Here is a 19167-nt window from a genome sequence, read left to right on the forward strand (position 1 = left end):
CAATTTTCATTCCAACGGACAGGCCCTTCGTAATAATATCAAGCGCCGGAATTCCTGCAGCCAGGGCCTCCTTGCATAGCTGTGCAGTACCTGCAACGTTCTGATTTACGATTGCGTCGCGTAACTTATCAAATATCTCTTGATTTGCCATTTTTGTAAACCTCCACTGAGATTTGCAGTTCTGTGCAGTATCGTTGGGCAGTAAAATGTCTCCAGAGTCATTTTTTCGCAAAGGCTTTATGCTTGAACACAGACCCAAGCTCTGCTAACTAAAAAAGAGCGTTTGCATGGGGTTCTCGTTTTAGGTTCAGATCCTTGCTGCCTTATATTTTTCAGCCATTAGGCGCAAGGAGGTTCCTTTACGAATTTTCTGACTGTTTATATTCAAAATTACTCACTGTCATTGCCATTTTGCCCGAATATGTTCGGGATCCTTTGTGAATAATTTCTTCTCTTATGACATTGTTACCGGGGAATTTACTTGCCGGAAACTGCAAATTTGTTTCCCAGTCGAATTAGCATTATATCCCGAATTTCCCAACAGTATGCCTGTTGGAACTGCCTGGAATTGTCCTGAACATTCAGACTCAATCCCTAAACAAAGATTAAAATTATACTATATAAACGAATACTATATTTGTTATGATTTCAAGTTGTAAAAGTTTTAGATAAAAGCAATTTGTAATTTTTAGTGATATAATTAAGGACTTTTTTCCATTATTTTCTCTCTTAAACTCAAGATCTAAGCATAGAAGCGAAAAATATAAATATCGGAATTTCAAGCCATTGTAATTTCCTTTATATATGCACTCTTCAACTTCAAAGTCTTGTGCTATAAATCTTTTTTATGAAAGATCTTCGATAATATTGGGCATTAAAGCGAAAACTATAAATACTAATATTTGGAGTCGCCGTAATCTTTTTCGATATATTCAATCTCCTACTTCAAGACATTTGTCTTCTTCTTCAAGACATTTGTCTTCTTCTTCAAGGCATTTGTCTCCTGCTTTAAGACTCTATATTTCAAATTCTTAAAAGGAGATCTTAAAATAATAATTTGACACTGCGGGAAGAATACATAATTATCCTGAAAAATTCGAGATTAGGAGATAAAGATCAGATTTGATGAAGTAATTTTTTGGAAAATCCTTAAAAATAAGGCCGGCTTAAGGCCGGCTGATCCATTTTTAAATTCTGTTAATATGGCACACTATCAGTGTCCGATATATTTAGTATCTGATCCTGTTAAGTAATGTCTTTAGTATGTGTAGTTTTTTGTGCACTCAATCATCTTTTGGAGATTAACTGTAGGAGTCATACTGACAGTCCCGCAGCCAACAGTGAGTAACCCAACGCCTGCTTCAAGGACCTTCTTGGAAGCTTCTTCAATCTCTTCAGGAGTTCCATTCCAGAGCACGGCTACAGGGTCAAGGTTTCCGACAATGATTGCGTCTTTCACATTACCTGTTGCGGTCTTGATGTCTACTTTCTGGTCTACGCTAATCCCGTTTACACCGGTCTTGTCCATAATTCCAAGGCCGTTAGTTGTGTTTCCGCAAATGTGAAGTACTGTAGCCACATCCAGTTCCTTCATTGCGTCAGCTATCTTTTTCTGATAGGGCAGAGCATACTTCTCGTAGAACTCTCCACCAATAAGCTCATAGCTTGCTGTAGGGTCAATGATAGCTATGGTGTCTGCACCGTTTTCGACCATTGCTTTTGCATATGCTACATTGAAATCCGAGCAGAAGTCCAGAAGTGCGGGAACAATCTCTTCTCCTGTGAAAAGGTTTCCGAACCAGGCATCTCCGTTAATATGCTGGGCAAGAGAGAAAGGACCTATCATGGACCCTATAATCGGGAGCTCTTTCCCATATTTTTCGGAGAGTATCTTGACGGCCTCGAGGACCACTGCAATTCTGCCTTCTTTCAGGTTGTAGTTCTTTAATTTATCCAGATCTTCCAGGTTCTTAACGCTGGGTTTGATCACTGACGGCTGCTGCTTCAGGTCGCCGGCCTTTATTCCGCAGCCAAAAAATTCGGCTTCAGCTGTAATGTCAAAGGGAACTCTCACAGCTTCAAAACCTACTACAGTGTGTGCTGCTTCCGCAAGAGTCGCCATTTTCTCTGCGTCGGCATGGGCTTCTGGCCAGTAGGCTCCACAAGCTTCCATCTGTTCAACAGTTGCAGTCTGAGTGAAACAGACAGCTGGCATCCTGTCCACCTGTTGTTTCCTTAATGCACGGTACAATCTTTCTTTTGGGGTATATTTTGCCATTTATAATCCCTCTCTTATTTTTATAGGTGCATAAGATTACGAAAAATACATACTATTTAATAAATATGTATTTATACCCTTTAATTAAAAATTATGTTATAAAAACTTATCAATTGAACAGCCGGAATAGGCTGAAAAATTCTTCAAAACAAGTAAATTTGTTTTATTGAACTCTGCCGGAAACAATATCTTAAATGTTCTATGATTTGCTATTTTATCACTTTTTGTATCCGTTTGTATAGCTTACTTCATTTGTATTCGGTTAAGGATTTTGAGCTGCTGATCTCGATTTCGACGGAAAAACTCAAACCCAAATGTTTAGTGTTTAAATTGAAATCGATATCAGATTCCAGTTTTGCATTTGATGAATAATTTAACAAATTTTATGAAAATCAATGCAATTGATAACGATTTTTCCTTAACCGATGACCAATGTAGCTTACTTTAATAAACCGGAAAGGAAATAGGGGAACTGGAACTCATGTTTTTAGGAAACTGTAAAAAATTCTACCCATTGAAATTTCAAAAACTATGGTAAAGTTCTCAAAAGTGAAGGCTGAGAACATGAAAATACAAATACAATTTTTATAATGCCATTTTTAACTCCAAGAAAGGACATGATGGAAAAACTCTTCAATGCGGGATAGTTTCAAAATTACTTTCCAGTTTCTCTAAATTAATATTTTTTGCTTATTCTTTATTGAAAAAATCAAGATCAATATTAGCAATAGCCGTAATACTCGATCCATTTACACACATTATTAACAATATCGTATGAAAGCGATTGCAATTATTCAAAATCATTTATCTTTTGACGATTGATTCGACATTAGTGCCATGAAAATTTAATTATTGGTAATCTAATGAGCTTAAAACTAACAACTTTAGTTGAGTTTCTACCTGAAGATACAGGTTTACAGAAAATCTCTACAAAGCCTAATAACTGATTGTTAATACCTTCTAGTCAGGTACTGGTAATAGTTTATATAGTTCCTAAATTCTAAAATTATTATATCTTTTCCCTATTGACGCCGAATTAGAAATTTAACTAAATTATAGTCCTCATATCCCACACTTTTATGAGGTTGTTCTTACTGCCGGACGCCTCAAAACATTATATGCTTTCGGAGGACCTGAAAAATGTATGGAATAGCACTTGATCTGGGTACCAGCGGTTTTAGAGCCCAGCTTATTGATCTTGAAACGAAGGAAACCTTAAAGACAGTCATAACCATGGGTCATCCCCTTCCCGGAGGGAATGTTATGGACCACCTGGACTTTGCAATCACAACAGGTGAAGATGTGGCTCACGAGGTAATCATCGAGACAATCAGGAGGATGTTCCTGCGGTTTGACGTTGACCTTTACAGTGTGGAACGGCTTGCAGTCTGTGGAAACCCTATACAGCTTTCCCTTTTCCAGAATACTGAGATAAGGGACCTTGCCTATGCAGGAGAAAACAAGCAGAAGATGCTTGGAGTCAGGAATGTAAAAAGAGATGCCCGTATGTTTTCTGCATCCGAAATTTTCGGGGAAAAAGATCTGCACAACTGTGAAGTTATCGTACCCCCTGCAATCAAGCACGAAATTGGGGCTGACGCTCTGGCTATGATGCTTGAAACCGATTTCCTTATCCACTCTGAACCTTCGCTTGTCACCGATTACGGGACAAATGCCGAAATGGCTCTGAAAATAGGGGATCGAATTATCACTGCAAGCGCAGCAGCAGGACCTGCGATTGAAGGGCAGGGGATAAGTTCAGGCATGCTTGCAAGCCCGGGTGCGATTTGTGATGTAAAGCCAGAAGGGCAGTACTGGAAAATTATAGTTCTTGACAGGGAAATGGAAAAACAGAATGCTTATCTTATTGATCCGATTACGGGGGAGATAAAGGAGTCCTACGGATGTGAAGCAATCGGGATCACAGGTACAGGAGTCATCTCGGCTTTTTCTCTTGCACTGAGAAGCGGGCTGATTGAGAGATCTCCTAAACTTCCGAACGGAAAGCTGATCCTGGGTCCCGGGATTGAGATCACTGAAAAGGATGTCGAAGAAGCAGGAAAAGCTATTGGGGCAATTCGGGCTGCCCATATGACACTTATCGTTGAATCCGGAATCAAGTACGAAGACCTGGAGTATGCATATATGTCAGGAGCCTCTGGAGCTTATGTGGACGCTGAAGATGCACGCAGGCTCGGAGCCGCACCGGGTTATGCAAAAAAAATTGTCCAGTTCGGAAATACCTCGCTTGCGCTTGCCAGGGAACTTGTACTGGAAAAATCCAGGCTGGATGACGTAATTGCGATTGCAAAGAAAATTACTGCCGACCATCTCATGATGGCGACCAGCGAGACTTTCAACAATTTCTACCTTTGTGAGCTTTCCTACTGGACACAGGGCATGCCACTTGAGATGTACGACCAGATGCTTGAACTCTACAACCTGCCTCCTCTCCCGAAAATTCTCGAACACGTAAGCATCGAAAAGAGAGTCAGCAAAGACATAGAAGAGGTCGGATCAGGCGGGCTTTCCATCCTCAAAGAAATTGGTATAATCCTCGAAGTCCCGGTGGAAAAGTGCGTCTACTGCAAAAAATGCGTAAAAGAATGTCCAGAAAATGCTCTTGAAATCGTAGAAAGAGACAGTCAGAGAATCGCAAAGTACGACAGCCAGAAGTGCCTTGGTACAAGCTGCCGCCGCTGTGTCGGTGTCTGCCCCGAAGATGCTATCGATATAACAAAACTGAAAATTACAGCAAAATAATCTATAGTGGGAATTAGATTCCCACTAACTTTTCTTACTTTTACCTTTTCTTCACACAGTTCAACCATTAACCCACAAACGTTACGATGTTGACCTTGTCGTTGCTAATATATTTTCGGTCAAGCCTTTTTTGAAAAGGGTTGTTCCACAACCGTTGACCCGCAACCGTTGCGCCGGTTGATCACGCTAATAGGGCTTGGGGATAAGATTCTAAAACTCAAACGTTATCAGGGGTTTTTGATCAAACTTTTTTTGAAAAGATTTGCGCTCAATCCTTTTTAATAGGTTTGCAGGTAAATCAGTCCTTTTCGGTAAAATTGAAAAACAACTTATCTTGCCCATAATTCATCCCTCTTGAGCGAAGCGAAAAGGTCTCCGTCCTCCCGAGACGGGACTCGGGTGACGGAACTCGGGTGACGGAACTCGGGTGACGGGACTCGGGCAATAAACTTATAAATAATAACTTATTTTCCTTAATTTTTCACCAATAAACATATATATTAAACAATATTATTTTATACTATTAATTAAGACCACCATATAGGAAGCAAAACGCTTGTTCAATCTATTTTGCCTAGGAGGAAATCTGATCATGTAGATCGAATGGACTCTAAATCCGTTCAGCCGGGTTAGATTCCCGGGGTTTCCGCCATATTTCTGAATCCCGGAATGGTAATATAATAACATTCAAGATACATTCAGAATATTCCGCCGGAATCTTTTATAAAAGCTGGAGATACTTTCCCAGACTATATAAATTGTTTCTGTTATGTGGATCGATTTTAATTTCCGGGTAGCTGTCAGCAAATTGCTGACTCCGTGCTTATATTCAGTAAGCCGGGATTTTGAAATACTATTTCTTGGAAATCATCCGGGCTTTTAATTCACCAGGGGTGACACTATGGATAAAAAACCATTAGATGCTCTAATATCTGCTACCGGGCTCTGGATGTCCAGGACTGGCATGCTCCACAAAATCAAATACTATGAGGTCTCAAGAAGGAAGATATATATTGAAATGGCGTGCGGAGACCATCTTGTTGTGAACAATTCCAGGAGTTGTAGAACAGCCAGAGCACTCAGACATCATAAATACAGGAAAACCTGCAAACATTGCAAAGTTTCGAATGAAGATATAACTAATTTCCTCACAAACTCGAGCGAGAGCAAAACCAGTGTAAAAGTTAAGGTAGTTTCTGCTCCGAAGGTCAAGAAAGCCATGCCGAAATCAGTCTCAAGGGCTCCGAAGCCTCTGGAGAATCCTTCTGCACAGGCGTCAACGAACAAATCTGAATCTGTACCTTCGCCTGCAAAATCAGCTCTAAGTTCGTCTATTCCAGCATCAGCACCTGCTCCTGCACTTACACGAAGCCAGCTTGATAGGGTTGAAGCTCTCTTAAGTCCAGAGGATAAAATTTCTCTCAATGTGACAAAGCCTTTCAGGGAACTTGAGTCCGAACTGGTGACAAGAAGAAAAGACGATTTTCAGCGGATCTATGCCGATGACAGGGAAAACTATCTCGGAAAACTCGAACGGGATATTACGAAATTTTTCGTGGACCGGGGTTTTCTGGAAATCAAGTCACCTATCCTTATTCCGGCAGAATATGTAGAGAGAATGGGTATTAACAATGATACTGAACTTTCAAAACAGGTCTTCAGGATAGATAAAAATCTCTGCTTGAGGCCGATGCTTGCCCCTAATCTTTACAACTACCTGCGAAAACTCGATAGGATTTTACCGGATCCGATAAAGATCTTTGAAATCGGACCTTGTTACCGGAAAGAGTCTGACGGCAAAGAACACCTTGAAGAATTTACAATGGTGAATTTCTGTCAGATGGGTTCGGGCTGTACCCGGGAAAATCTTGAAGCCCTCATCAAAGAGTTTCTGGACTATCTGGAAATAGACTTCGAAATCATAGGAGATTCCTGTATGGTCTATGGTGATACTCTCGATATAATGCACGGGGACCTGGAGCTTTCTTCAGCAGTTGTCGGACCGGTTCCTCTTGATAGGGAATGGGGCATTGACAAACCCTGGATAGGTGCAGGTTTCGGGCTTGAGCGCTTGCTCAAGGTTATGTACAATTTTAAAAATATTAAAAGGGCATCAAGGTCAGAATCTTACTATAATGGCATTTCAACCAGTTTGTAAGTTTGAAAACCCATTTAAAGTAGTTTGAGGGCGCTAAAAACAGATTGAAGATATTAGAACTTCACATTGAATGGCAATATAGAATGTAGTAAAGAATGGCAATATTGAATAGCAGTAGAGAATGGCAATATCTAACTGCAAAAAGTAAAATGGCAACATCGAAATAAAAAAAATTAAAGTGTCAGTATCAATGGCAATAATTAATGACAAAAAGTAAAGTCTTAGTGCTGAATCAAAAATAAGACCGTAAAAACTCAATGTGGCAAATACACTAAATGGCGAGATTTAACTGGTAATCGGCCTCTGAGGGTCGATAAACATCTAAATAATTTATGAGAGGGTGAAATTTTGATCCAAAAAATGGCACTTGATAAATTTGACAGTTTAGGGGAAAAGGTCATTGAAGGGTACCAATTAACTGATGACGACCTGAGAGCCCTTCTTTCCCTTGAATCCGAAAAAGACCTGGAAAGACTCTACTCTGCAGCGCGAAAAGTAAGAGATCATTATTTTGGCAACAGGGTATTTCTTAATTGTTTCATCTATTTCTCTACTTACTGTAAAAATCAATGTTCTTTTTGCTACTATAATTGTCGAAACGAGATCCATCGCTATCGACTGACTATGGAAGAAATAAAAGAAACCTGCAAAGCCCTGAAAGGAGCAGGCTTTCATATGGTTGACCTGACCATGGGAGAAGACCCCTATTACTATGAAGATCCGGACCGGTTCGTTGAGCTTGTCCAGATAGTAAAAGAGGAACTTGGGTTACCCATAATGATTTCTCCGGGATTGATGGATAATGCTACTCTTCTCAAAGCCAGGGAAAAGGGAGCAAACTTCCTTGCCCTTTACCAGGAAACATATGACACTGAACTCTACAGGAAACTCAGAGTTGGACAATCATTTGATGGCCGTGTCGATGCACGCCGTTTTGCTAAAAATCAGGGATATTGTATAGAAGACGGAATCCTCACAGGGGTTGGAAATGATATTGAATCCACTATTCTGTCCTTAAGGGGAATGAGTACAAACAATCCTGATATGGTCAGAGTTATGACCTTCCTGCCCCAGGATGGAACCCCGCTTGAAGGTTTCAGAGATAAATCAAATCTCTCGGAACTGAAAATCATCTCGGTTCTCAGGTTAATGTTTCCCAAACGTCTCATTCCTGCTTCCCTTGACCTGGAAGGTATTGACGGCATGGTCCACCGTTTAAACGCAGGAGCAAATATTGTTACTTCTATTCTTCCTCCCGATTCCCAACTGGAAGGCGTTGCAAACTATGACCGTGGCTTTGAAGAAAGAGACAGGGACATAAAAAGTGTTGTCAGAAGGCTTGAAATCATGGGTATGAAACCTGCCCGGCAGGCTGACTTTGAGACAATCCTGGGGTGCTAGCTTGAAAACGATCTGTCTTGTAGGTGGGAAACTCCAGGGCTTCGAAGCTGCGTATCTATCTAAAAAAGCCGGAATAAAAGTAATTCTGGTAGATAAAAATCCGCAGGCTCTCATCCGTAACTATGCGGATGAATTTTACTGTTTTGACGTAATAAAGGAGCCTGAGAAACTCCTTGATCTCTCAAAAAAGGTTGATGCTATACTTCCTGTCAACGAAAATCTGGCCTGCATCGAATTTCTGAATTCAATCAAAGAAAAGTTCTCTTGTCCGGTTCTTTTCGATTTTGATGCTTATCGGATAAGCAGAGATAAGAAAAGTTCAAAAGATTACTTTAAGTCCATAGGAGTCCCGACTCCGCAGGACAGGCCTTCAGAGCCACCTTATTTTGTAAAGCCCCCATGTGAAAGCAGTAGTGTAGGAGCCGGGATCATCTACGATAATGAAGAGCTTGGAACCCTTGAGCCTGACATGCTGGTTGAGGAATATGTGGAAGGCGAGGTCGTTTCTCTCGAAGTTGTAGGGGATGGAAGTAATTTTGTCGTGGTAAAAGAGACCCAGGTCCATATAGACGAAACTTATGACTGTCACATGGTAACTCCGCTTCCTGCTAATCCTTTATTCAGGCAGATCTCTCATGCTCTTGCAGCAAACCTTTACTTGAAAGGAATTATGGACGTGGAAGCAATTTTCGGTCCAAAAGGGCTTAAAGTAATCGAAATTGATGCTCGTTTCCCAAGCCAGACCCCGACAGCTGTTTATTATTCTTCAGGGATCAACCTGATAGAACTCCTGTTCCGTGCTTTTACTGACGGTGTTGAGGAAACCGGGTCTTTTCCCGAGAATAAATATTGCATTTACGAGCATCTTATGCTCGGAGAAAACGGGATTCTTGTTCCTGTGGGAGAACAGGTACTTTCCATGGGGAGTGATTACGGAAAATTCTATGAAGAACCTGGCATTGAAATTTTTCTATGCAAAGGAGAGAATCCGGTATTTACCCTGATTTTCTGGGGCAAAGACAGGGAAGAAGCCGGGGAAAAAAAATGCAAAGGACTTTCACTTCTGAAAGATCGTTTCGAAGCGGCTGTCTGAAAGAGTATTAAAGATTTGGAAAGTAAATTAAAATGGAAATGAAAAATAATATTTAGTGAATCTAAGGCTTAGAAACACTCAAATTTTGATAAAATAACATTAAATACTCAGGTTTAAGGAAATTGAAATTTATAAAATCCAAATCTAATGAAATCAGACTTAAATTTTCCAAAACAGAAAATGGCGATAAAAATGGCACTTTTAACTCCAAAAGATTTGATAAATATTAATAAGCAGCTTCAGGAAGCCGATTCTACTGTTCAAAGAGTAACAGGGCTTGACATAAAAGGCATCTGTAAGGCTCTCTACGGTACTTCCCCTAGTTCCGAAAAAGTAGGTATTGTTCCTGTAACTTCGGGAAATGGAATAATAGGAAACTTTTCGGCTTCTCTGCATGCGATTACGCAGTATTTCGGATTTGAAAGTTTTGTTACGGATATGCCGGATGTTAGCGGCTATTATGAAGCTGTGCGGGATGGAGCTGAGATTATTCTCATGGCCGACGACTACACTTTTCTTGCGCATAACCTCAAAAACGGAAAAATGGCCAATAACCAACCCTGCACAGGTATAATTTATGCTGAGATTGCTTCCAGATATCTGAAAGCCTATTCAAAGGACGTATTTGTTGTGGGGCTCGGAAAGGTAGGTTTTCCCGGAGCAGCCCACCTTGTGCAAAAAGGTTTCAGGGTTTACGGTTATGATCCTGATGAAAACCTCATTCAGAGAGCCGTTTCAAACCTCGGGGTTATCCCGTTCAACCCTGAAAAGCCAAAAAAGTTTTCCATTATTTTCGAAGCGACTCCATGCGCAAACACTATTCCTGAATCTGTACTTTCGGAGAACTGCGTGCTTTCAACTCCAGGAATTCCCTGTGCAATCTCTGAAGAACTTCAAACGAAATATGATGTACAACTTGTAGCGGAACCTCTTGGAATTGGAACGGTATCAATGCTGTATTCTGTGCTCTAACACTCGAGTGGTGTTTGATTTATAAATCATTGCCTTTTTGCCTTGGCAATGATTATTTATATATCAGACAGAAGCTTCAGGTTATTTTTTGAAGGAAGCGATTCAAAGCCTTTTACCAATGAGGGAATCTCTGAATATCTGTTTCATGTAATCGGATATTTCTATCTTTGGTTAATTGGTTACTTATTTAAACGATCAATTACTTACATGTAAGTAAGTATCTTGCTAATAAATAATGCTAATAAATTTAAAAAATGAGATTTCAGTTATCTAAGTAGTCTGAAATAAAATTTCGAATTATATGAAACCCTTTGTCTGCTTCTGTATTTTTACTGAGCAATAGTTAATATGCCCGTTTTTGTCCTTAAAACGGCTATTATACGATAATTTGAGGTATTGCACGATAATTTGATGTATTGCACGATAATTTGATGTATTACACGATAATTTGGTGTATTACACGATAATTTGATGTATTACACGATAATTTGATGTATTACACGATAATTTGAGGTGAGTATATTAATTCTTGTGAACTGTTGTTTTTCTTAAAGAAAGAAGCTGATAACATTTCTCCTTAGTATTTGACAAAGGCACGTACATATGAAATGGAGCATATTGAGAACCCTCCAGGAAGTATCCAATATATTATCCAGTGTATTGCAAGATATAATCTGGAGATATTCTCCGAACTGATAAACCGGAATTGCATAGATATAGATATACTCGAAGATATTGACCCTGACAAACTGAAGGATTTTACTCTACGAATAAATCAATATATGGATGAGAATGCATCTTATCAAACAGACTTAAAAAGGTATGTTCGAATTATATCTACATATTTGGCTTTTATAGCAAAGAAGCCACTACATCCTCCAGACATGATCGTCAAAGATAACAAGAAGATTTTTAGAAAAGGCAACAACTATTTCTGCCCTGTTAAAAGTAAGCATATGTTGGAAGCTATGTCATTGTGTAAATATTGTGTTTGCAGGGTGACTGATTAATATTTAAGTGAACATTTCCTCAAACATTCAGTGAAGATTTGCAGCATTTAGTGAAACTGTGTGCAGATTAGGTGGGATTTTTGATAGTAATCTAAAATCGGAGGTTATTCATGGCTTCTCAAAGCGCTGTCTAAATCCTTCTCCAAATCGTTTATTATGATAAAATTAATAAATTTTATTGTGAAGTTCAGATTCTGTTTGATAAAGTGCTTCACGCTTTCTGGAGTTTGAATGTTTGGCTTTTTCAGAGGAATGCCTTGTAAGAGTGATGATTATGACAACTAAAACAGAAGATATAGCCGGATGGGTATAATACTGGTGCATATATCACATGAAATGTAAGATAACATGAAATGTAAGATAACATGAAATGTAAGATAATTGAAATGTCAGATAATATGAAACGTCTAATATGAAACGTCAGATAATATAAAACGTCAGAGGTTTCTCATTTAATAAAACGAAGAACTAAGTTTATATGAATGAGCACTATTCAATCAACTCATTAAAGAGTACAAGTGTTGTTATGAAAGATATGAACGAGACTAACCAAAAGATACTCTATTATGCAAGAATTTTTTTGCAATGTAGAGGCTATAATGGATTTAGTTACAAAGATATTTCTCAAAAACTGGGAATAAAGAATGCAGCAATTCATAATTACTACCCCAAAAAAGAAGATCTGGTTGCAGCCTTGCTCGAAGACAGCAGAAAGAATTTAGCTGCAAATATTACTCAAATAATAGAATCTGGAGGCTCAGCCCGTGATCAGCTTCAATACTACTTTGATTATGCACTGAAGGAGTTTGATGAAGGCAAAAGTATCTGTCCTCCAGGCTCGGTAATTCTCGATTTTGAAGAACTTCCGGAGAAAGTTAAAAAGCAAAATTTGCTGTTACTGGATGATATCTTGACCTGGATTTCCAAAGTTCTTAAAACTGGTCTCAAACAGGGAGAATTTAGTTTTTCCGATCCTGTGGAGGCACGTGCAGAATTAGTAGTCGAAGCCTTAATGGGTGCCAGACAATTATCCAGCATTAAAGGGAGAAAAACACTAATTAGATCAATTTCTCTAATTAAATCCGACCTTGGGTGGAAGGATTGATTTTTTCATAACCGCAACTTACTTATATGTAAGTAAGCATATTCTTCTAATATAAATCAATTTATTTTTCGAAAAAAATTAGATTTTCTGGCAAGACTTCTGAGGGGAGTATCTCAATGCCCACTATGAGTATTATTTCATGCAAGATTATGCAGGATGAAATTATCTGGATTCTTGAAAATGACTCTTCCATTGATGAGATCATTATAGTTGATAATGAAAATATCCGGGAATTCGTAGAAAAACTGGATAAAGTAAACCTTCAGTACAAAGTACTCTCTCTGGAAGATATTTCCTCACTTCCCGAAATTAAAAGTGAGTGTAATAAATATACGGTTCTGATTAATCTGATGGAATTGGGTCTTCATAGAAGTCCTAAAGAGTTGAAAATTAAGGTATATAAGACTATAAAGATTCTTGCTCCTTTTTCGTCGGGTATTTTGCTTTTTTACGGCTTATGTGGGAATGTACTGGGGGATGTTGAAAAAGATTTTGAAAAAGATTTTGGACTTAGTTCAATCTCATGTCCTGTCCGCATCCTTAAAGACAAAGACCACAGGATTGTAGACGACTGCATAGGAGCTACTGTAGGAGGAGTTAATAACTATCTAAAGATACTCAAAAGTGTTAGTGATGCTGGAACATACCTCTTTACTCCCATGTACAGCAAAGGCTGGAAGGAAATACTTGACCTGAATAAGCTAAATAAAGACCCTGTCAAAGCGTTGAAATTAATGAAAAAAACCCATGAAATGATTGGTTACAAAAGAGTTGCTAAGATTAATACTGGCCTCAAATATACCGAAAATTTCGACGCTTCTATTCGGGAGTTTGCAAATTTGTTTGATTTCGAAATTTTGGAATTCGATGATGGTAATCAGGAAATCTTTAAAGATTGCTATAACGAACTCAAAATGGAAATTTAGAAAAAAACAAAATGTTGAAATAATTTTGTATTTGTAAACGAATGGTGAGCGGATGCCTGTACTTAGCATAATTGCCTGTGAAATGCTTGAAGACGAACTGGCATATGTCCTCTCAGAAGACCATGACTTGGGTCAATTAATTATAGTTGAAAACAGGCAAAGTTTCAGTTTTGTTCGAAAGCTTAAATCCAGAAATTGCCAGCTCAGACTTTTTCCTTTAGACAAGGTGCCTATTTTTTTAAAAGAGGTAAATAACTCCGTATATAACTCTGCATCTGTGAATATCTTGAAGCTTTTATTGAAACTTCCGTTTTTTGAGAAAATACCTCATCATATCAGAAAAAAGAGTAAAGAAAAGAACAATGAAAAGAACAATGAAAAGAACAATGACAAGAACAATGAAATGAACAATGAAAAGCCTATTGTCGTTGTAAACACTCTGAAACTTGGTCTACATGCAGATTGTGAACTTTTAAGGTCTGAAATCTATCAACATATTAAAAAAATGGCAGCTTTTTCAGATGGCATTCTTATTTTCTATGGAAATTGTGGGCACTCTCTGAGGAACACGGAAGAAAAATTTAAAGATCTCCCTTGCTCTCTTTACTTTCTCAAAGATGAAAAAGGAGAGATTGTGGATGATTGTATCAGCGTAGCTCTTGGAGGCAACGATAATTATGCTGAAGTTATGCAGGGTGGGAACGGTACGGGTATGATATATCTGACTCCAATGTGGGCTTCTAGTTGGAAACAAATGAGAACGGAATCTAATAACACTTCTGACTTTAATGACAGTTTTTTGAAAAGGCATTATAAAAAGGTTGTCAAAATCAATAATAATATTTCTACAGGAAGTGAATTCGATATAAATGTCTTAAATTATGCCCGGACTTTTGATATGAGTATTACTGAAATGGAAGGAAGTATGGAAATAGCAAATAAGTCCTATCTAAATGCCAAAAACAATGTTTGTAAAAGAGTATTATCAGATTAAAAATAATTAACAGAATACGCTGAAAATAAAAGAAGGAAAAACAAAATAACGAAGACAAATTTTTTATTATTTCAAGCCACTTGAAGTAATTTTAAGTCATTTCAAGCCACTTCAAGCCACTTCAAACCATTTCAAATCATTTCAAGTCTTTATGATTTTTTTCCAAGTCTCTTTAAATTTTCTCGAGTCTCTTTGAGTTTTTTCAAGTCTCTTCAAGTCTTCTCGAGTTTTTTCAAGTTTTTTAAGTCTTTTTATAAAATCCCAATGTACTTAGAGTCAGAGCAGTAGCGTTTATATCGTCGTCTTTATTTCCCCATGCTCCATTTTCATGGACATTTTCAAGGAGCCAGTGAACTGAATCTTCAACATCATCTTTAAAACCTGCAAGAAGCAGGGCCTGAATTGCAAGATTGCTTGTGGAAATGTGTATCCAGCCGCCGTCTAGCCTTTTTTTTGAAAGAATCCATCTGGCTTTTTCCTGGATAAAAGTTTCAAAGGTTCTGGTCTTTGCCAGACTATCCTGCTTTTTGAGAGCTGTAATTATAAGGGAAGTTGTACCGACCTGTTCCCAGGCAGGGCAATAGTTTTCGAATAACCAGTCGCATCCGTCTTTGTCCTGAATTCCCATGTCTGCAAGCGCTGCAAGGGCATAGGCTGTGTCGTAAACATCTCTGTTCCAAAAGTTTTCTTTTTTTCTGGCGAGCAGCCATCTCGCTGAAGCCGTGAATACTATTCCTTCTGTTGAAAGGGCTGAGCAGGCCCTTGCGGTGTCTCTGATTGAAGAGTTCCAGGAACCATCGTTATCCTGTTCAAGAATAAGGCGGGTTATGTAAGGGTTTGGAAGTTCCCAGAGGGCATGTGCGGATAAGGTACTTGAAAGTCCCTTTACGGACTGAATTCGCTGGGCAGAGAGCCATTCAAAACTGTTTTCCACAATATCAAATTCCAGGTTGTTTGACATTTTATTGTGCTTTTCAGGACTCTGTTCCAAAATCCAGTGATTTTCGTATTTTTTAATTGAAGACCTGAGTTAGCAAGAAGAGTCCAGTTATCATCAAAATCAATATTCGACATCTAAAGACTTCAATTTTTAAGTTATGTCACAAGGATTATGACTAATTACAAAACCTAGTGATTTTGAACTTTAAATTCATCACTAGGTTTTGGTACTGATTCCTTTTCAGGCTTCATATATTAAAACTTGACCGACACTTCCTCTTTCTTTTACTCTGATGGCCATTTTGGAGCTAGAGCCTGAATGAATGCAAAACTATATATATTTTGCATCATTATGCATAATTGTGCGCCCTAGAAAACGAAGGATTGTGGATTTCGAACATTCGGCAAGGCAGTTCAGGCCTTTCAGTCCAGAAAATGAAATTCCCGAAGAGATCCTGCTGACAATCGACGAACTCGAGACCATGAGACTCAGCTTTCTGGAAAAACTTTCCCAGAGTGAGGCTGCGGTCCGTATGGAGGTTCACCAGTCCACCTTTCAGAGGGCTCTGAAAAAAGCACTTGAAAAAGTAACCGAAGCGCTTGTCCATGGAAAAGCAATAAGAATTGAAGGAGGAGATTACAGGATGCCAAGAGGGGACGGAACAGGTCCTGCAGGTCAGGGTCAGGTTGGCGGCGGAAGGCACCGCGGACAGGGCAGAGGCCAGGGAGGACGGTTCGGTGGAAATGGAGAAAATTGCGTATGTCCGGCCTGTGGGTATGAAACTCCCCACACTCCGGGAGTTGCCTGCAACCAGGTGAAGTGCGAGAAATGCGGAAGCCCTATGGTCAGAAAGTGAGTTAAAAAGTAGCTCGAAAAAAGAGTGGGAGGAAAAGGCACAACTAGTGTCGCGTCAATCCTCAAAGATTGAACGATTTTGAATAATTGTAACCGATTTTATACGACATTTTACTGCTGATGCAACACTAGTGTCATGAAAATTTAGTTATTGGTAACCTTATGAGCTCAAAATCGTTGTATGCTGATGGAAGCTATCAAGATTATGCTCAACAATTAAATTGCCGAGACACTAGTGTTCTTTTGCCATTTCAGTTCAGTTTGTCTTATCAGGGTTGTTTAAAGATTTTTACCTGATCATATTATGACTTTACAAAATCAATGATAAATTAAAGATACAATGAAAGGAGTTGGAAACAATGCCACATGGAGACAGAAAAGGTCCAGTAGGTGAGGGATCAAAGACAGGACGAGCTATGGGTTACTGCTCAGGTAGTGACAGTCCGGGTTATATGACCAGAGTTCCTGCGGATGCAGGCCGGAACGTTGGCCGTAGAGTTAACCGTGGAGTTAACCGTGGAGTTAACCGTGGTGTAGGCCGAGGTGCAGGCCGCAGAACAGGTGTGGGTTTCTGCTGCAGGAAAACCCCAGGTTTTGGAAGAGGTGGGGAGTTTGCTGCCCGAGGTAAGTACCCTGGATATTACTATCCTGAGCCTGCTCAGACCAGCGCAGAACCGAATATCGATTTCCTTGAGAACCGGATAGGATCCCTGAAACAGGAACTTGAAACCCTTATGGAAAGTTTGAAAAGACTATTGTTCAAGGAAAGCGATGAAAATAAATAAATTGACAAATAAATTCATAAACGAGTTCATTAACAGATAATCCATTGACGGATTCCGAATTCATTCATAGGTGAGTTTTAAAAAATAAATTTCTGGCTGGAACATAGAGGGATTTCTCTCTATATTCCTGGAAGTTCCTGCTAGATTTTCCCTTTTTCGGATTCTGATTTTTTGTGAAAGGAAGACTTAAAAATGAGGTCAAGAATCGTTTACGGCCCAATTCTTTCAAGAAGGCTCGGTAGGTCTCTGGGGGTAGATGTAATAAAAAATACCGGCTCGAAAAAGAACTGTAACTACGACTGTATCTACTGTCAGCTCGGGTACGCTGAGCTAAAAATCAGAAGCCCTGAAGATGTAAGAGAAGCTGTGACTCCAGAAGAGGTCTCCGAAAGCCTTCAAAAGTTAATTAACAATATCGAGGGCCTGGACTATATTACATTTTCCGGTACGTGCGAACCTACGCTGAACCTTTCTTTAGGGGAAATAATCCGGAATATCAGGAAAATAAGTGGGGTTCCGATCTGCGTAATTACGAATTCTTCTCTTCTGGGAAGAGAAGACGTTCAAAATAATCTGGCAGAGGCAGATTTAGTAGTTGCAACCCTTGTTTCTGGAAATGAAGAGACCTGGAGAAAAATTCATAGACCTGCTCCGGGAATTGATCTGAAAGAAATAATTGAGGGTTTGAGGAAACTTGCAAAATCTGGAATTGGAAATAGACTTGCACTTGAGGTCATGCTCCTAGAGAACAAAGCTGGTAGGCCCCTTAATTTTACTGACGAAGAGATCGAAGAGCTGGTAAAAACAATCAGGTACATATGCCCGGAAGAGATCGAAATTTTAACAATAAGCCGTCCTCCTTCCGAAAAATGGGTGAGACCAGTTCCAGAGGAAAAGCTAAAGGAAATTGCAAAGCGTTTCATTTTTGAATTCGGAGATAGAAAAGTAAAGCTGGTTTTGAAGGAAAAAAAGAAGAAAGTAAAAGTGTTACGTACAAATGTGGATGAGGAGGTGTACGCCCTCCTCCTAAGAAGACCCTGTACTTTTGAACAAACATGCCAGAGTTTAAATATCAACCCTGAAAATCTCTCCTCTGTGCTCGAGAAATTGCTTGGTGAAGGCAAAATAGAGATAATAAGCTCAGAGGTTGAAAAGTATTACAGAGCAAAATGAACTCCACAAAAATGTACACTGCTAGCCGCCTTTATCTTGAAAAATAATTTTTAGAGAAAATGGACTTTTCTCAGAGAATAAAGGTGTTCTTCAATAACAAGAAAAAGGTTATGGCTTTAGTTTCTCAATCTTCAAAATTGAGATTACTTTTTTAAGCTTCTGAAAAAGGAACATCTTTCCAATTTTTATTTCCTCTATTACAATTTATCTGGGTGGAGGTCTTTTTGCCAGCTCTTGATCAACTGAATAAACTACATATTCATTTTTATCAATGCCTTTCAGTTTGGCGATAACTTCGTTGTCGTTCTCTTCCTCTTCGACCTGCTCTTCAACATACCACTGAAGGAAAGAAGCCGTAGCTTCATCTTTTTCAGCATGGGCAAGCTCTACCAGCTCATTAATTGAGCGGGTGATGAACTGTTCGTGCTTCAGGGTCTGCTGGAACATTTCCATGGCTGTTCCAAATTCTATGGGTGGCTCTTTGATCTCCTTAAGTTTAATCTTTCCACCCTGGCTGTTTACGTAATCAAAGAGCTTCATTGCATGAATATTTTCTTCGTCAACCTGGACTCTAAACCAGTGGGCAAAGCCCGGAAGCCCAACTGATGAACTATACGCTGACATCGCAAGGTACAGATAAGACGAGTACATTTCTTTATTGATTTGTTCATTCAGTGCTTCTTCCATCTTTTCATTTAGCATTGGTTTCTTCTC

16 protein-coding genes are annotated in these 19167 nt (G+C 39.1%); 12 read left to right on the plus strand and 4 right to left on the minus strand.

Annotated features, from left to right (window positions below; all coding sequences use genetic code 11):
- Together ASJ81_RS14680 and mtbA are read right to left on the minus strand one after the other, a co-directional pair.
- Positions 1-151 (minus strand): B12-binding domain-containing protein (locus ASJ81_RS14680; protein ID WP_170943330.1); only part of this gene is annotated, 151 nt, incomplete at its 3' end.
- A 1107-nt stretch (positions 152-1258) separates the two neighbouring features.
- Positions 1259-2278, minus strand: a complete 1020-nt coding sequence (gene mtbA / locus ASJ81_RS14685; protein WP_095645042.1) for a methylcobamide:CoM methyltransferase MtbA — start codon at positions 2276-2278, stop codon at positions 1259-1261.
- A gap of 1140 nt (positions 2279-3418) precedes the next feature.
- Here mtbA and ASJ81_RS14690 point away from each other — a divergent pair.
- From ASJ81_RS14690 to ASJ81_RS14735, 9 genes are all read left to right on the plus strand, one after another.
- Positions 3419-5041, plus strand: coding sequence for a methylamine methyltransferase corrinoid protein reductive activase (locus ASJ81_RS14690; protein WP_095645043.1), 1623 nt, complete (start codon positions 3419-3421; stop codon positions 5039-5041).
- Between the two features lie 901 nt (positions 5042-5942).
- Positions 5943-7199 carry a pyrrolysine--tRNA(Pyl) ligase gene (gene pylS / locus ASJ81_RS14695; protein WP_095645044.1) on the plus strand — a complete coding sequence of 419 codons (1257 nt, stop codon included), beginning with the start codon at positions 5943-5945 and terminating at the stop codon, positions 7197-7199.
- Positions 7200-7547: 348 nt separating this feature from the next.
- A complete protein-coding gene (gene pylB / locus ASJ81_RS14700; RefSeq protein WP_095645045.1) occupies positions 7548-8600 on the plus strand; it encodes a methylornithine synthase PylB in 1053 nt (350 codons plus the stop codon).
- Between the two features lies 1 nt (position 8601).
- Positions 8602-9693, plus strand: coding sequence for a 3-methylornithine--L-lysine ligase PylC (pylC, locus tag ASJ81_RS14705; RefSeq protein ID WP_170943331.1), 1092 nt, complete (start codon positions 8602-8604; stop codon positions 9691-9693).
- A 180-nt stretch (positions 9694-9873) separates the two neighbouring features.
- Positions 9874-10665: a 3-methylornithyl-N6-L-lysine dehydrogenase PylD gene (pylD, locus tag ASJ81_RS14710; RefSeq protein WP_141241748.1), complete on the plus strand. Its 792-nt coding sequence runs from the start codon at positions 9874-9876 to the stop codon at positions 10663-10665.
- A 608-nt stretch (positions 10666-11273) separates the two neighbouring features.
- Positions 11274-11675 carry a DUF2115 family protein gene (locus ASJ81_RS14715; protein ID WP_095645047.1) on the plus strand — a complete coding sequence of 134 codons (402 nt, stop codon included), beginning with the start codon at positions 11274-11276 and terminating at the stop codon, positions 11673-11675.
- A 526-nt stretch (positions 11676-12201) separates the two neighbouring features.
- Positions 12202-12780, plus strand: coding sequence for a TetR/AcrR family transcriptional regulator (locus ASJ81_RS14725; protein WP_095645063.1), 579 nt, complete (start codon positions 12202-12204; stop codon positions 12778-12780).
- A 116-nt stretch (positions 12781-12896) separates the two neighbouring features.
- Positions 12897-13706 (plus strand): DUF1638 domain-containing protein, encoded by an 810-nt coding sequence (locus tag ASJ81_RS14730; protein WP_095645048.1) that lies wholly within the window; start codon positions 12897-12899, stop codon positions 13704-13706.
- A 52-nt stretch (positions 13707-13758) separates the two neighbouring features.
- Positions 13759-14700 carry a DUF1638 domain-containing protein gene (locus ASJ81_RS14735; protein WP_095645049.1) on the plus strand — a complete coding sequence of 314 codons (942 nt, stop codon included), beginning with the start codon at positions 13759-13761 and terminating at the stop codon, positions 14698-14700.
- Between the two features lie 241 nt (positions 14701-14941).
- Here ASJ81_RS14735 and ASJ81_RS14740 read toward each other — a convergent pair whose 3' ends face one another.
- A complete protein-coding gene (locus ASJ81_RS14740; protein ID WP_095645064.1) occupies positions 14942-15661 on the minus strand; it encodes a terpene cyclase/mutase family protein in 720 nt (239 codons plus the stop codon).
- 301 nt (positions 15662-15962) lie between these two features.
- Between ASJ81_RS14740 and ASJ81_RS14745 the strand changes: the two genes are divergently transcribed.
- From ASJ81_RS14745 to ASJ81_RS14755, 3 genes are all read left to right on the plus strand, one after another.
- Complete coding sequence (locus tag ASJ81_RS14745; protein ID WP_170943332.1) at positions 15963-16496, plus strand: DUF134 domain-containing protein; 534 nt, start codon at positions 15963-15965, stop codon at positions 16494-16496.
- A 358-nt stretch (positions 16497-16854) separates the two neighbouring features.
- Positions 16855-17280, plus strand: coding sequence for a DUF5320 domain-containing protein (locus ASJ81_RS14750; RefSeq protein ID WP_095645050.1), 426 nt, complete (start codon positions 16855-16857; stop codon positions 17278-17280).
- A gap of 192 nt (positions 17281-17472) precedes the next feature.
- The gene (locus tag ASJ81_RS14755) at positions 17473-18453 is read left to right on the plus strand and encodes a radical SAM protein (RefSeq protein ID WP_095645051.1); all 981 of its coding nucleotides are present in this window, start codon (positions 17473-17475) and stop codon (positions 18451-18453) included.
- 204 nt (positions 18454-18657) lie between these two features.
- Here ASJ81_RS14755 and ASJ81_RS14760 read toward each other — a convergent pair whose 3' ends face one another.
- Complete coding sequence (locus tag ASJ81_RS14760; protein WP_095645066.1) at positions 18658-19155, minus strand: ferritin; 498 nt, start codon at positions 19153-19155, stop codon at positions 18658-18660.
- Positions 19156-19167: the final 12 nt, after the last annotated feature.

It is taken from the genome of Methanosarcina spelaei, from assembly GCF_002287235.1.
In the GTDB taxonomy this organism is placed as follows: Archaea; Halobacteriota; Methanosarcinia; order Methanosarcinales; family Methanosarcinaceae; genus Methanosarcina; species Methanosarcina spelaei.

Coding starts and splice junctions, on each gene's coding strand:
- ASJ81_RS14740 (WP_095645064.1), bottom strand. CDS start 15,661: ATGTCAAACAACCTGGAATTTGATATTGTGGAAAACAGTTTTGAATGG.
- ASJ81_RS14715 (WP_095645047.1), top strand. CDS start 11,274: ATGGAGCATATTGAGAACCCTCCAGGAAGTATCCAATATATTATCCAG.
- ASJ81_RS14725 (WP_095645063.1), top strand. CDS start 12,202: ATGAAAGATATGAACGAGACTAACCAAAAGATACTCTATTATGCAAGA.
- mtbA (WP_095645042.1), bottom strand. CDS start 2,278: ATGGCAAAATATACCCCAAAAGAAAGATTGTACCGTGCATTAAGGAAA.
- ASJ81_RS14750 (WP_095645050.1), top strand. CDS start 16,855: ATGCCACATGGAGACAGAAAAGGTCCAGTAGGTGAGGGATCAAAGACA.
- ASJ81_RS14730 (WP_095645048.1), top strand. CDS start 12,897: ATGCCCACTATGAGTATTATTTCATGCAAGATTATGCAGGATGAAATT.
- ASJ81_RS14690 (WP_095645043.1), top strand. CDS start 3,419: ATGTATGGAATAGCACTTGATCTGGGTACCAGCGGTTTTAGAGCCCAG.
- pylD (WP_141241748.1), top strand. CDS start 9,874: ATGGCGATAAAAATGGCACTTTTAACTCCAAAAGATTTGATAAATATT.
- pylS (WP_095645044.1), top strand. CDS start 5,943: ATGGATAAAAAACCATTAGATGCTCTAATATCTGCTACCGGGCTCTGG.
- ASJ81_RS14735 (WP_095645049.1), top strand. CDS start 13,759: ATGCCTGTACTTAGCATAATTGCCTGTGAAATGCTTGAAGACGAACTG.
- ASJ81_RS14755 (WP_095645051.1), top strand. CDS start 17,473: ATGAGGTCAAGAATCGTTTACGGCCCAATTCTTTCAAGAAGGCTCGGT.
- ASJ81_RS14760 (WP_095645066.1), bottom strand. CDS start 19,155: ATGCTAAATGAAAAGATGGAAGAAGCACTGAATGAACAAATCAATAAA.
- ASJ81_RS14745 (WP_170943332.1), top strand. CDS start 15,963: ATGCAAAACTATATATATTTTGCATCATTATGCATAATTGTGCGCCCT.